12 protein-coding genes are annotated in these 13,946 nt (G+C 72.4%); 5 read left to right on the forward strand and 7 right to left on the reverse strand.

Annotated features, from left to right (window positions below; genetic code table 11):
• Positions 1-14: 14 nt before the first annotated feature.
• The 3 genes from ACWD6N_RS05285 to ACWD6N_RS05295 form a co-directional block, all read right to left on the reverse strand.
• Positions 15-1,073: a type III polyketide synthase gene (locus tag ACWD6N_RS05285; protein ID WP_354963461.1), complete on the reverse strand. Its 1,059-nt coding sequence runs from the start codon at positions 1,071-1,073 to the stop codon at positions 15-17.
• Positions 1,074-1,159: 86 nt separating this feature from the next.
• Complete coding sequence (locus ACWD6N_RS05290; protein ID WP_354963460.1) at positions 1,160-2,329, reverse strand: acyl-CoA dehydrogenase family protein; 1,170 nt, start codon at positions 2,327-2,329, stop codon at positions 1,160-1,162.
• A 42-nt stretch (positions 2,330-2,371) separates the two neighbouring features.
• Positions 2,372-3,145, reverse strand: a complete 774-nt coding sequence (locus tag ACWD6N_RS05295) for a methyltransferase domain-containing protein (protein ID WP_354963459.1) — start codon at positions 3,143-3,145, stop codon at positions 2,372-2,374.
• A gap of 46 nt (positions 3,146-3,191) precedes the next feature.
• On the opposite strand from ACWD6N_RS05295, the gene ACWD6N_RS05300 reads away from it, so the two are divergent.
• The 4 genes from ACWD6N_RS05300 to disA all read left to right on the forward strand — a co-directional run bounded on the left by ACWD6N_RS05300 (position 3,192) and on the right by disA (position 7,787).
• Positions 3,192-4,031, forward strand: a complete 840-nt coding sequence (locus tag ACWD6N_RS05300; RefSeq protein WP_354963458.1) for a UbiA family prenyltransferase — start codon at positions 3,192-3,194, stop codon at positions 4,029-4,031.
• A gap of 140 nt (positions 4,032-4,171) precedes the next feature.
• Positions 4,172-4,930: a hypothetical protein gene (locus tag ACWD6N_RS05305; protein ID WP_354963457.1), complete on the forward strand. Its 759-nt coding sequence runs from the start codon at positions 4,172-4,174 to the stop codon at positions 4,928-4,930.
• An 83-nt stretch (positions 4,931-5,013) separates the two neighbouring features.
• Entirely contained in the window at positions 5,014-6,471 is a 1,458-nt protein-coding gene (gene radA, locus ACWD6N_RS05310; protein ID WP_354963456.1) for a DNA repair protein RadA, read from the forward strand.
• Positions 6,472-6,602: 131 nt separating this feature from the next.
• A complete protein-coding gene (disA, locus tag ACWD6N_RS05315; protein WP_089021854.1) occupies positions 6,603-7,787 on the forward strand; it encodes a DNA integrity scanning diadenylate cyclase DisA in 1,185 nt (394 codons plus the stop codon).
• Positions 7,788-7,793: 6 nt separating this feature from the next.
• Here the strand turns inward: disA and ACWD6N_RS05320 are convergent, their stop codons facing one another.
• The 3 genes from ACWD6N_RS05320 to ACWD6N_RS05330 all read right to left on the reverse strand — a co-directional run bounded on the left by ACWD6N_RS05320 (position 7,794) and on the right by ACWD6N_RS05330 (position 9,734).
• Complete coding sequence (locus tag ACWD6N_RS05320) at positions 7,794-8,510, reverse strand: RAD23 family protein (protein WP_354963455.1); 717 nt, start codon at positions 8,508-8,510, stop codon at positions 7,794-7,796.
• 118 nt (positions 8,511-8,628) lie between these two features.
• Positions 8,629-9,225: a peptide deformylase gene (locus ACWD6N_RS05325; RefSeq protein WP_354963454.1), complete on the reverse strand. Its 597-nt coding sequence runs from the start codon at positions 9,223-9,225 to the stop codon at positions 8,629-8,631.
• A complete protein-coding gene (locus ACWD6N_RS05330) occupies positions 9,222-9,734 on the reverse strand; it encodes a glycine cleavage system protein R (protein ID WP_354963453.1) in 513 nt (170 codons plus the stop codon). Before ACWD6N_RS05330 ends, ACWD6N_RS05325 begins: the two co-directional genes overlap by 4 nt.
• Before the next feature lie 96 nt (positions 9,735-9,830).
• On the opposite strand from ACWD6N_RS05330, the gene ACWD6N_RS05335 reads away from it, so the two are divergent.
• Positions 9,831-10,727: an A/G-specific adenine glycosylase gene (locus ACWD6N_RS05335; protein WP_450004520.1), complete on the forward strand. Its 897-nt coding sequence runs from the start codon at positions 9,831-9,833 to the stop codon at positions 10,725-10,727.
• Positions 10,728-10,966: 239 nt separating this feature from the next.
• Here ACWD6N_RS05335 and ACWD6N_RS05340 read toward each other — a convergent pair whose 3' ends face one another.
• Positions 10,967-13,498: an ATP-dependent Clp protease ATP-binding subunit gene (locus ACWD6N_RS05340; RefSeq protein WP_354963451.1), complete on the reverse strand. Its 2,532-nt coding sequence runs from the start codon at positions 13,496-13,498 to the stop codon at positions 10,967-10,969.
• Positions 13,499-13,946: the final 448 nt, after the last annotated feature.

Genomic DNA, 13,946 nt, shown 5'->3' on the forward strand with positions numbered 1-13,946 from the left:
GGGTCGCGCGGCGATCAGCCCTGTCGATCGAGCAGCACGGCGTACAGGGTGAGGCCGGGACCGAACGCCAGCATGACGATCCGCCGGGGCGCCGCCGTCGCGCGGCTCAGCCGATCGAGGATCAGCAGCACGGTCGGGGAGGAGCAGTTGCCGTGCTCGTCGAGCGTCGCCCGGGACGCCGCCAGCGCCTGCGGCGGGAGGGCCAGCTCCCGCTCGACCACGTTGAGGATGCGCGGCCCGCCCGGGTGCACCGCCCAGCCGTCCACCTCGGAGACCGTGGTGCCGTGCCGGGCCAGCAGGTCGTCGACCAGCCCACGGACGTGCCGGGAGAGCACCTGCGGCACCTTCGGCGACAACCCCATCCGGAAGCCCGCGTCGGTGACGTCCCACGTCATGTGGTCGGCGGTGGACGTGTCGGTGATCGAGGTGACCTCACGCATGACGTACCCCGGGCCGCCCGGCATCACCACGGCGGCGACCGCGGCGTCCGAGAAGAGCGCATGCGAGACGATCTGCTGGGTGTCCACCCGGGCGCTGGACGGCTGGATGTGCAGGCTCGTCAGCTCCGCGCAGAGCAGCAACGCTGGACGGCCCCGGGCGGTGACGAAGTCGCTCGCCGCGCCCAGCCCCGGCAGCGCCGCGTAACAGCCCATGTGACCGACGAACATCCGCTGGGTGTCCGGAGCCATGCCGAGATCCCGGGCGAGCAGGATGTCGAGCCCGGGGGTGGCGTACCCGGTGCAGGAACAGACGATGAACAGCCCGATGTCGCCGGCGCCCAGCCCGGCCGCGGTCAGCGCACGGCCGACCGCCTCCTTGCCCAGCGGCAGCGCCTCCACCTGGTAGCGGCGCATCCGGCGTTCGGTCGGCCAGTCCGAGACGTCCTCCAGCAGGGGATTGACCGCGGCCTGTCGGCGCGTCACCCCCGAGTTCGCGAAGATCCGCTGGGCCAACGACCGGGTGGTGCCGGAGAAGTGCCGGGAGAAGAAGCCCTCCCACAACTCGTCCTGCGAAGCGGACGGCGGCTGTGCCGTCCCGAGCCCCGCGATCACTGGTACGGCCACGATCCCCACCTCTCGTCCGACCCGATCCTCCCCCGACTCCTCCCCCCCGGCCATCCCGGCCAGCCGATCCCCCGCGCCGGTCCAGCCGCACCGGCTCACCAACGTGGGGCCGATCCGTCACGGTCCGGATCCCCGCCCAGCGCGGCAATACCGAGCCAGTCGGCGCAGACGTCCGACGTGGCCGGATGCAGCGAGCCGCAGCGGGCGTCCCGGTAGAGACGCTCCAACGGGTGGCCGCGCCGCGTCGCCGAGGTGCCCGCCGCCTCCAGCATCGACGCCGCCACCTCGGCGGCCGTGGTGCCGGCGAGCAGCTTCGCCCGCCACACCCAACGGTTGGTCTCCGCGTCACCCGGCGTCTCGTCCACCCGGCGGGCCGCCTCGGCCACCACCAGCTGGGCCGCCGCCGTGGCCGCGTCCGCCCGCCCCAACCGCGCGCGCACGGCCGGCAGACCGGCCAGGTTGCGGGCGTTGAGGTGCTCGGCCGCCGCGTCGATCGCCGCCCGGGCCACCCCCACGTAGACCGCCGCGTAGCTGGCCACCAACCAGTGCGGCATCAGCTGGGCGACCACCAGGGCGAGCCCCTCCACTCCGCCCAGCAGCCGGTCGGCCGGCACCGTGACGTCCAGGTGCAGGTCGTGCGACGAGGTGGCGCGCATGCCGAGCGCGTCCCAGGTCGGCTCGACGGTCAGGCCCTCCGGGCCGGCAGGCACCAGGAACTGGGAGACCACCGACTGGTCCGCGGTGCTGCGCGCGGCCACCAGGTAACCGTCGGCGTGCCCGGCGCCGGAGCAGAAGGTCTTGCTGCCCTTGAGGCGCCAGCCCGCATCGGTCGCCTCGTAGACCGTGCTCAGCTGGGAGAGCCGGGCCCCGGCGCCGCGCTCGCTCATCGCCACCGCGTACCAGGAGCCCTGCGCCGCGGCGGTGAGCAGCCGGTCCCGGGCGGCCAGCGCCTCGTCCGGCACGCCCAGCGCCTCGGCCAACTCCTCGGTGACCGCGCCCAACGCGCCGGTCACCGAGGCGTGCATGTTGAACACCAGGGCGGTCGCGCCGTTGCCTCGGGCAAGTTCGGTCGCCACCGCGGCGTACTCGGCGAAGCTGGCGCCCAGGCCACCCAACGACCGGGGCACCATCAACCCGAACAGGCCGGCCTCCCGCAGGTCACGGAAGTCCTCGACCGGAAAGGAGCCGTCCCGGTCGTGTTCCGCCGCCCGCGCGGCGAACCGCGGCGCCAACCGGCGGGCCGCCTCCAGCGCGTGCACCGTCATATTGCCCCCTTCTCGGCGTCCCTTACCCCCGCCACGGCCCGACTATCCGTTGCGGACCCCCCGGCCCTGGTATAGCACCGCGGTGGACCGGGTCGGCACGATGCGCGGAGCACGGCCGGTGGCCGCCGCACCGGGCCTCCGGGCGGCGCGGGCCCGCCGCAACAGCCAGGTGACCAGGCCACCGACCTGAGGTCGGATGCCGCGCAGCCGCAACACGACGCCATGCCGGGCGCACTCGGCCACCAGCGCCCGGGCATCCACGAACAACTGTGGATCGTGGATGCCGCGCGGCACGGTCGGCAGTCGCTCGGCGATGCGCACCGCGACCAGCCGGGCCAGTGCGGTGTCGTTCAGGGTGTCCAGCACCAGCAGCCCACCCGGGCGCAGCAGCCGGCACGCCTCGGCCACCGCGCGCGGCCAGGCCGGGACGTGTTCGAGCAGCTCACCTGCGGAAACCACGTCGGCGCAGCCATCGGCGAGCGGGACCGCGGTGACGTCGGCCTGGATCACGCGCACCCCGTGCCCGGCTGCCTGGACCAGCGCCGAGCGGGTCAGGTCGACCCCGACGTGCCGGTATCCCTTGCCAGCCAGGTGCGGCGCGAGCAGCCCGGCACCGCAGCCCAGGTCGACCAGGAGCGCGTCAGGGCGGGCAGCCGGTGGCACCAGTGCCGCGCGGGCCTCGGCGAGCCAGTGCAGCATCGCGAACGCGCCATCCGGCCGCCACCACTCACCGGCCAGATCGTCGTACTGGCGCGGATCGTTGCGCGGCAGCACCCGGGGGCCGGTGGACGCCGCGGCCGCAGCCACGTCTCGCATGGCTCCGAGCGTGGCACGACTGCTCGGTAACGACCAGACTTCCCTTATGTCGTCGAGGGTGTTAGGGCTGGTCAGGGCGAGCCATCCGGAACCGGCCGCGGCGGTGACCACAGTGGCGGGTCTGCTGGCCTGGGGAGTGGGGCACCGGCCGGCCGGAATCGCCTCGGTGGTGCTCGCGGTGCTGGCCAGCCAGCTCGCCGTGGGCTGGACCAACGACGCGCTGGACGCCGAACGGGACGCCACGGTGGGGCGTACCGACAAGCCGGTCGCCACCGGCGCGGTCGGCCGCCGCACCACGGCCTGGGCCGCGGCGGCGGCCGCGGTGGCCTGCCCGCTGCTGGCGCTGACCACGAACCCCACGGCGGCGTTCTGGCTCACCGTCGCCCTGGTCTCCGCGCTGCTCTACGACTGGCCGCTCAAGGCCACCGCGTTCTCGGTGCTGCCGTACGCGGTCTCCTTCGGCGCGCTGCCCGCCTTCGTGGTGCTGGGGCTGCCCGACGAGCCGACCCCGCCGGCCTGGCTGCTGGCGGCGGCCGCCTGCCTGGGTGCCGGGGCGCACTTCGCCAACGTCCTGCCTGACCTGGCCGACGACGCCCGCACCGGGGTGCGGGGCCTGCCGCACCGGTTGGGCCCAACCGGCAGCCGGGCCGCCGCGGCCGGGTTGCTCCTCGCGGCGACCGCGGCCCTGGTCCTCGGGCCGCCCGGGCCACCGTCGGTGATCGGGATGACGGCGGTGGGCGCGGCCGCCGTGGTGCCGGCGCTGGGCTGGTACGCCGGGCGCTCGGCGGTCCGGGCCGGCCGCCGGCCGGTGGCCGCCTTCCGGGCGGTGATGCTGGTGGCCCTCATCGACGTGGTCCTGCTGGTGGTGAGCGGTCGGGTGGTGTGACCGGCACCCGGGAAGGTGGCATTGCCCGGGTCCGCGTGCGGGCCTCGATCAGCTCCAACTACCCTGGAGCGCGGTCTGCGCGGGTATGGCCACCGTGCCCGGCGTACGGCCGGGTGGGGATCGTGACGAGGAGGACCGACGTGACGCGCTCGATCAGGGGATCCCGGCGGGCGGCCCTGTTGCTGTCCGGGATTGCGGTGACGACCAGCCTGCTGGCGTCCGGGTGCGGCGCCGGCCAGATCGCCGAGACCGCCAAGAAGGCGACGTCGGTCCAGGGCGTGAACCTCTCGTCCGGCAACGGCGTCTTCGCGGTGCGTGGCCTGCTGGTCGAGTACCCGGGCACCGAGGGCTACCGGGCTGGGCAGGACGCAACACTCAACGCCGTGATCTACAACGACTCGAAGGACACGGTGACGGTCACCGTCACCACCGAGAGCGCCCGCGAGGTCGTGATCAGCGGCGGCTCGGAGAGCCCGTCGCCGTCCGCCTCCGAGTCGGCCTCCGCCAGCCCGTCCGCCTCCGACTCCGGCTCGGCCAGCCCGTCGGCGACCCCGTCGGAGACCGGATCGTCCTCGGCCACCCCGTCCGCCCCGGAGTCCGCGCGGGCGTCCGGCTCGGCCAGCCCCTCCACTCCGGGTCAGCCCGCCCGGATCGAGCTGGCTCCGCTGAGCTACCTCCAGCTCAACTCCGAGGCCACCCAGCAGCTCCGGCTGATCGGCCTGACCGAGGCGCTGCGCTCCGGCCAGAACGTCGTCGTGACCTTCGACTTCGGTAACGGCAACACGCTCACCGGCCCCGCGCCGGTCGCGGTGCCGCTCACCCCGGCAGCGCCCCCCTCGCCGATCATCGAGCGCGAGGGCGGCTACGAGGGTGACGAGGGCGGCACGACCCACGGCTGACCCGAGCGACATCGACAAACGCCCCGGCGTGGTGACCACCACGCCGGGGTGTTTTCGTCGTACGCGAGGGCTAGCGTCCTGATGTGACCACCTCCCGATCGACCCCTCCGCGCGGCGGCACGGCCAGCGGCGCCCGCGGTCGGTCCACCGCCCGCGAGCCACGCCCGGCCTACGAGTGCGACGCCTGTGGCCACCAGCCGCCGAAGTGGGTGGGGCGCTGCCCGGAATGCGGCGAGTGGGGCTCGGTGGTCGAGTGCACGGTGACCGGCCCGACGGTCTCCGGTCGGGTGGTCAGCTCCCGGCTTCCCGCCGAGCCGGCCCGACCGATCGCCACCATCAGCGCCGCACCGGCCCGCGCCCGGCCCACCGGGGTGAGCGAGCTCGACCGGGTGCTCGGCGGCGGCCTGGTCCCGGGCGCGGTGGTGCTGCTCGCCGGCGAGCCGGGCGTGGGCAAGTCCACCCTGCTGCTGGACGTGGCGCAGCAGTGGGCCGTCGGCGCCGGCAGCCCGTCGCTCGTGGTCAGCGGCGAAGAGTCGGTCAGTCAGGTACGCCTCCGCGCCGAGCGGATGGGCACCCTGCACGACCAGCTCTACCTCGCGGCGGAGAGCGACCTGGCGGCGGTGCTCGGGCACCTCGACGCGGTCAAGCCGGGCCTGCTGGTGCTCGACTCGGTGCAGACCATCTCGACGACCGGCACCGAGGGGGTGCCCGGTGGGGTGACCCAGGTCCGGGCGGTCACCTCGGCGCTGGTCTCGGTCGCCAAGGAGCGGGGCATCGCCACGGTGCTGGTCGGGCACGTCACCAAGGACGGCCAGGTCGCCGGCCCCCGGGTGCTGGAGCACCTGGTCGACGTGGTGCTGCACTTCGAGGGCGACAAGCACTCGTCGCTGCGGCTCGTGCGCGGCGTCAAGAACCGGTTCGGCGCGGCCGACGAGGTCGGCTGCTTCGAGATGCACGAGGGCGGCATCAGCAGCCTCGCCGACCCGTCCGGGCTGTTCCTGACCCGTTACTCCGAGCCGGTGCCGGGCACCTGCGTGACGGTGGCGATGGAGGGGCGCCGCGCCCTGGTCACCGAGGTGCAGGCACTTATCGGCGCGACGGTCGCCGGCTCGCCCCGGCGTACGGTCTCCGGCCTCGACTCGGCCCGGCTGGCGATGGTGCTCGCGGTGCTGCAACGCCGCACCGAGCGGCTCACCCTGCACGACCGGGAGGTCTTCGCGGCCACCGTGGGCGGAATCCGCGTGGTGGAGCCGGCCGCCGACCTGGCGGTCGCGCTGGCGGTCGCGTCCGGCGGGCTCAACCTGGCCATCGCGCCGCACCTGGTGGCGATCGGCGAGGTGGGGCTGACCGGCGAGGTGCGCCGGGTCGGGGCGGTGCCGCGCCGGTTGGCCGAGGCGGCCCGGCTCGGGTTCAAGGTGGCCCTGGTCCCGCCCGGCTGCGGCCCGGCCAGCACCGGTGCCGGTCCCGAACAGATGCGGGTGACCGAGGTCACGGACGTCCGCTCGGCGTTGCACCATGCCGCTCGTGCGTCCGCCGAGTGACCCACCGTGTCGACGGGGACGGCGATACCGGACAGCACGCCGCAAGCGGGAAACGGCTGAAGGGGCGGCATCGTGACACATCACAGTAACCACGACAGCACCCACCGCACGGCAGTCCGTAGACTGTGCCCGTGCCGATCGACCGCGATACCACCAAGCCTGCCGGCGCGCCGCCCCACGCCCGCACCGGCGGCGTGGGCTCGCCCGCCCGCACGATCAGTGTCAGCGTGACCGCGGGAGCCGCCGGGAGCGCCGGGGACCCGCTGCGGGCGAACCTCGCCCTGATGGCACCCGGCACCGCGCTGCGGGACGGGTTAGAGCGCATTCTGCGCGGCCGCACCGGCGCGCTCATCGTGCTCGGCTACGACAAGGTCGTCGAGGGCCTGTGCACCGGCGGCTTCCCCCTGGACGTGGAGTTCTCCGCGACCCGGGTGCGGGAGCTCTGCAAGATGGATGGCGCGGTCGTGCTCTCCAGCGACGGCACCCGGATCGTCCGGGCGGCCGTGCACCTGATGCCCGACCCGTCCATCCCGACGGAGGAGTCCGGCACCCGGCACCGCACGGCCGAGCGGGTGGCCCGGCAGACCGGCTATCCGGTCATCTCGGTCAGCCAGTCGATGCGGATCATCAGCCTCTACGTCAACGGTCAGCGGCACGTGCTCGACGACTCGGCGGCCATCCTCTCCAGAGCCAACCAGGCGCTGGCCACCCTGGAGCGCTACAAGCTCCGGCTGGACGAGGTCTCCGGGACGCTCTCCGCTCTGGAGATCGAGGACCTGGTCACCGTGCGGGACGCGGTGGCGGTGGTGCAGCGACTGGAGATGGTCCGCCGGATCGCCGACGAGATCGCCGGCTACGTGGTCGAGCTGGGCACCGACGGCCGTCTGCTCGCCCTCCAGCTCGACGAGCTGATGGCCGGCGTGGACGCCGACCGGACGCTGGTCATCCGGGACTACCTCCCGGTCGGCCGCAAGTCCCGCACTCTGGACGAGGCGCTGGTCGAGCTGGACCTGCTCGGCGCCACCGAGCTGATCGACCTGGTGTCGGTGGCCAAGGCCATCGGTTACCCGGCCGCATCGGACGCGCTGGACGCCGCGGTCAGCCCTCGGGGCTTCCGGCTGCTGGCCAAGGTGCCCCGGCTGCCGGTGCCGGTGGTCGACCGGCTGGTGGTGCACTTCGGCAGCCTCCAGCGGCTGCTGGGCGCCACGGTGGAGGACCTGCAGGCAGTCGAGGGGGTCGGCGATGCCCGGGCCCGGGGTGTCCGCGAGGGGCTGTCCCGGCTCGCCGAGGCATCAATCCTGGAGCGGTACGTCTGACCCGGCTCAGCCGGTGACTGTGACCTTTACCGGCGCGCTGAGCTTGGTGCCGACCCGGGCGAACACCTGGTACGTCCCGACCGGCGGGAAGGGGCCGGCGGCCAGCCCACTGCCGTCGCAGCGGGTGGTGTCCCGCCCGTTCCAGCCCACCTCGTAGGAACGCTCGAAGTTCGGGGTGAAGGACTGCACGTCCGAACCCTTGACCTTGCCGCAGGTGTCCGACGACCACACCTTCTCGGCCCCGGACTTGATGAAGATCTCCTGAAGGTCGGCACCGACGTTCCGGCTGCACGTCCGGTCCGAGGTGTTCTTGATCTTGAGCTTCAGGTCGACGACCGCTCCGCGTTGAACGGAGGTGGGCCGTGCCACCGAGGTCACGCTGATCTCCGCATCGGTGCAGGTGCCGTCGTCCACCGACCCGGCAGCCGAGCCCGGTGGCGGGTCGTTGCTGGTGGTCTCCGGGCTCGGACTCCCGTTGTCAGGATCGTCGGACGCTGGCGGAGCGCCGGTCTGCGGGGTCAACACCGGCCCGCCGGGACCCGGGCTCGCGGCGGACGTCGGAGCAGACGTCGGCGTCTCCCCCGCCTGCGGCCGACCGTCGGAGCGACCCGAGCCGGTGCACGAGTAGAGCAGGACAATCAGGAAGAGAAGCCCCGCTCCGAGTACGACGGCGCGACGCCGCCAGTACACGGCGGGTGGCAGGGGGCCGACCGTCAGACGCATGATGCCTCCCACCGTAGCGGCGCTGCGCCCCCCAGCCCGCCGCGACGCGCCGGAGCGCCGCCGGCACCACCCGGTAACCGTCCACTGAGGACGACCTTGTCGATCGTCCGGCGCACCGTCAGAGGTAGACCTTGCGCTGATAGACGGCGTGTGCGCCGGCCACCCGGTCGAGGAAGAGCAGCCCGGCGCAGTGGTCGATCTCGTGCTGCAACGCGCGCGCCTCGAAGCCGTCGGTCACCAGACGGACCGGTTCCCCGCTGCCCGGCAGGTCGCCCTCCACCACCAACCGGCTGGCCCGCTTCACGTCCCCGGTCAGGTCCGGCACCGACATGCAGCCCTCCCGGCCTGGTTTCCACCGGGTCGCCTCGACCACCCGGGCGTTGCAGAGCACGAAGGTGCCGTGCACGGTGACGGCCTTCGGATGCCCGGTCACGTCGACGGCGAACACCCGGGCCGCCACCCCGATCTGCGGTGCGGCCAGGCCGACGCAACCCGGCGACACCCGCATGGTGGCGACGAGGTCGGCGGCCAACCGGACGGTGTCCCCCGCGGTTGGATCGACCTCGCCGCCGGCCCGGCTCAGCACCGGGTGCGGGGCCGACACCACCGCGCGCACCTCGCCCGGCTCGGCCAGCGACTCCGGCGTCCAGTCGCCCAGGCCGACGTACGTCCCGACGTTCCAGTCAGTGCCCGGGTCGCTCCGCTCGCCGGTCACAGCAGATCCGGATCCGCCGGCCGGAGGGTGACCTCGACCCCCAGCTCGGCAGCCGTCCGATGCAACCGGTCGGTCAGCCCGTCGGCGACGCCGGCCGGCAACTCCACCTCAGCCAGCACCACGTAGAGCGAGCCGGCCAACCGGGTACTCAGGTCGGTGACGTTCCCGCCGGCGTCCACCAGCACCCGGGTCATCGCCGCGACGATGCCCATCCGGTCCGACCCGTGCACCGCCATCACGTACGGCTCGCCCACCGGGGCCACCTCACCGTCCGGGATGACCGCGCGTACCGTCGCCAGAAGCTGACCCTCGGCGGCCAGCGGCGCCAGCGCCGCCTCGACCTCGGTGGCGGCCGGACCGGTGCAGATGAGGGTCATCGCGAAGTGCCCCCGCAACCGGGTCATCGTGCTGTCGGTGAGATTGGCGCCCAGTCGGGCCAGCACCTCGGCGACGTCGGCCACGATGCCCGGCCGGTCCCGACCGATGACGGTGATCGCGAGCTCGTTCATCCGGGCATTCTGCCCGATCCGTCGGCCGCCGCCGTGACACCCCGCCCGAGCCGCCCATCCAGCGGGAACGCGCCGCGTGACATCATCGACGGCGCGATGACTCAACCCGATTTCGCCACTCTGATCAGCCAGTGGTACCGACAGCACGCCCGTGACCTGCCGTGGCGCGAGCCCGGGGTCAGCCCGTGGGCCATTCTGGTCAGCGAGGTCATGCTCCAGCAGACGCCGGTGGTCCGGGTGGTCCCCGCCTGGCAGGCGTGGTTGGCCCGCTGGCCGGACCCGGCCGCGCTGGCGGCGGACAGCCCGGCCGAGGCGATCCGGATGTGGGGGCGCCTCGGCTACCCCCGCCGGGCGGTCCGGCTGCGGGAGTGCGCGGTCGCGATCGTGGACCGGCACGGCGGCCAGGTGCCGGACCGACTGGAGCAGCTTTTGGCGCTGCCCGGGGTCGGCACGTACACGGCGCGGGCGGTGGCCGCGTTCGCGTACGGGCAGCGGCACCCGGTGGTCGACACGAATGTGCGCCGGGTGGTCTGCCGGGCGGTGGCCGGCGAACCGGACGCGGGGGCGGCCACCCGGCCCGCCGACCTGGTCGCGACCGAGGAGCTGCTGCCCGCCGAGCCGGCCGCAGCGGCCCTGGCCAGCGCGGCGTTCATGGAGCTGGGCGCGGTGATCTGCACGGCCCGTTCACCGCGCTGCACGGCCTGCCCGGTCGAGTCGGTCTGCGCGTGGAGGGCCTCCGGGCAGGAGGCGCCGGCCGGACCCACACGCCGCCCCCAGCGGTACGCGGGCACCGACCGGCAGGTACGCGGGCTGCTGCTCGGGGTGCTCCGAGAGAACACCGGACCGGTGCCGCACCAGCGGCTGGACCAGGTCTGGACCGACGACGTGCAGCGCGCCCGGGCCCTGGCCGGCCTGGTTCAGGACGGGCTGGTGGAAGCGGTCGGGGCCGACTCCTTCCGCCTCGCCGGCGACGGCCCGTCCCTACCCGCCTGATCACCTCCGCCGACGCGGCCGGGGCGAGGTCGGCAACGAGCGCTATACCTCAGAGGCATATTCATACCTCTGAGGTATAGCGCCAAAGACAGTGACCGCCACCCGGTGGGGGCCGCATCGGACGGACACCAACCGCCGAGGGGTGGAAGCCGCGCACACGGCAAGGACACGGGGACAGCAAAAAAAGCGGGGCCCCGGTGGCTCGCGCCACCGGGGCCCCGCCCCTGATGCTGCTTGTGTTACTCGTCCGCGCCCGCGGCGGCGGTGCCACCGAGGTCGGCCGGCACGGCGTCCGGAACCTCCACCGGCTTCTCCGCGCCCCGGAACACGAGCTTGGACTTGTCGATGTCGTTCGGGTCGCCCTCGCAGTCCACCACAACGATCTGACCCGGGGTCAGCTCGTTGAACAGGATCCGCTCGGACAGGTTGTCCTCGATGTCGCGCTGGATTGTGCGACGCAGAGGACGGGCACCGAGCACCGGGTCGAAGCCCTTCAACGCCAGGTACTTCTTGGCGTTGTCGGTCAGCTCCAGACCCATGTCCTTGTTGCGCAGCTGCGTCTCGATCCGCTGGATCATGATGTCCACGATCGAGAGGATCTCGTTCTGGCGCAGCTGGTGGAAGACGATGGTGTCGTCGATCCGGTTGAGGAACTCAGGCCGGAAGTGCTGCTTGAGCTCGTCGTTGACCTTCTGCTTCATCCGGTCGTAGTTGGACTCGGAGTCCTCCGACGCCTGGAAGCCGAGCGACACCGCCTTGGCGACGTCCCTGGTGCCCAGGTTGGTGGTCAGGATGATGACCGTGTTCTTGAAGTCCACGATCCGACCCTGACCGTCGGTGAGCCGACCGTCCTCCAGGATCTGGAGCAGCGTGTTGAACACGTCCGGGTGGGCCTTCTCGATCTCGTCGAAGAGAACCACCGAGAACGGCCGACGCCGCACCTTCTCGGTCAGCTGCCCGCCCTCGTCGTAGCCGACGTAGCCGGGAGGGGCACCTACCAGCCGGGAGACCGTGTAGCGGTCGTGGAACTCGGACATGTCCAGCTGGATGAGGGCGTCCTCGCTGCCGAAGAGGAACTCGGCGAGCGCCTTGGACAGCTCGGTCTTACCGACACCGGACGGGCCGGCGAAGATGAACGAGCCCGACGGGCGCTTCGGGTCCTTCAGGCCGGCCCGGGTACGCCGGATCGCCTTCGAGACCGCCTTGACCGCGTCCTCCTGGCCGATGACGCGCTTGTGCAGCTCGTCCTCCATGCGCAGCAGGCGCGAGGTCTCCTCCTCGGTCAGCTTGTAGACCGGGATGCCGGTCCAGTTGCCCAGCACCTCGGCGATCTGCTCGTCGTCAACCTCGCTGACGACGTCCAGGTCACCGGCCTTCCACTCCTTCTCCCGCTGCGCCTTCTGGCCGAGGAGCTGCTTCTCCTTGTCGCGCAGCTGGGCGGCGCGCTCGAAGTCCTGCGCGTCGATCGCGGACTCCTTGTCGCGACGCACCTGGGCGATGCGCTCGTCGAAGTCGCGCAGGTCTGGCGGCGCGGTCATCCGGCGGATCCGCATCCGGGCACCGGCCTCGTCGATCAGGTCGATCGCCTTGTCCGGCAGGAAGCGGTCGGAGATGTATCGATCGGCCAGAGTCGCGGCCGCGACGAGGGCCGCGTCCGTGATCGAGACCCGGTGGTGCGCCTCGTAGCGGTCGCGCAGGCCCTTGAGGATCTCGATGGTGTGCGCCAGCGACGGCTCACCCACCTGGATCGGCTGGAACCGGCGCTCGAGCGCGGCGTCCTTCTCCAGGTGCTTGCGGTACTCGTCGAGCGTGGTGGCACCGATCGTCTGCAGCTCACCGCGGGCCAGCATCGGCTTGAGGATGCTCGCCGCGTCGATCGCGCCCTCGGCGGCACCCGCACCCACCAGGGTGTGGATCTCGTCGATGAACAGGATGATGTCGCCGCGGGTGCGGATCTCCTTGAGCACCTTCTTGAGGCGCTCCTCGAAGTCACCGCGGTAACGGGAACCGGCGACCAGCGCACCGAGGTCGAGCGTGTAGAGCTGCTTGTCCTTGAGCGTCTCGGGCACCTCGCCCTTGATGATCTTCTGGGACAGGCCCTCCACCACGGCGGTCTTACCGACGCCGGGCTCACCGATCAGGACCGGGTTGTTCTTGGTACGGCGGGAGAGCACCTGCATGACCCGCTCGATTTCCTTCTCGCGCCCGATGACCGGGTCGAGCTTGCCCTCACGGGCGGCCTGGGTCAGGTTGCGGCCGAACTGGTCCAGCACCAGGCTGGTCGACGGCGCGGCCTCACCCGGCGCGGCGCCCGCCGCGGCCGGCTCCTTGCCCTGGTAGCCGGAGAGCAGCTGGATCACCTGCTGGCGGACCCGGTTGAGGTCGGCGCCGAGCTTGACCAGCACCTGGGCGGCGACGCCCTCACCCTCGCGGATCAGACCGAGCAGGATGTGCTCCGTGCCGATGTAGTTGTGGCCGAGCTGCAGCGCCTCGCGCAGCGACAGCTCCAGCACCTTCTTGGCCCGCGGCGTGAACGGGATGTGCCCGCTCGGCGCCTGCTGACCCTGGCCGATGATCTCCTCGACCTGCTGGCGGACGCCCTCCAGGGAGATGCCGAGGCTCTCCAGGGCCTTTGCCGCGACGCCTTCACCTTCGTGGATCAGGCCCAGCAGGATGTGTTCCGTACCGATGTAGTTGTGGTTGAGCATCCGGGCCTCTTCTTGGGCCAGGACGACAACCCGTCGCGCTCGGTCGGTGAACCGCTCGAACATGCCCTCGTGCTCCTCACGTGCCGTGCGCCTTGATGGTCAAGATCTTGGCGGGGCCGGTGCACGAACGTCCGGGACGGGCGTCCGTGCCTCCTTACTCTATCGTCGCTGACCGACTCAGCTGAGGTCGTGTGTCTCGGGTACGGGTCGGTTCCACGTCGTTTTGCACAACCGTCCGCGCTCAGGAGGTGTTCCGGTACCCCTGTCGCTACGCGCAGAGCGAAATCCGACCGGCGCGACGGAAGCCCTCTCCCGGCTCCGGAGAGCTCCGGGGAGGGGGCCGGCGCTGGCGACGAACGCTGCGCCCGACCCTGGGGAGGGTTTTCCACAGGCTGTGGACAACTGCTCCACCGGTTGTGGACAACGTCGGTCGCGTGGGAATGCTTCCCGACCCTGGCTCGGCCTCCGGCCTCCGGCCCCGCGCCTGACGGGAATACGGCGACGCCGGCCC

Source organism: Micromonospora sp. NPDC005163 (assembly GCF_053599835.1).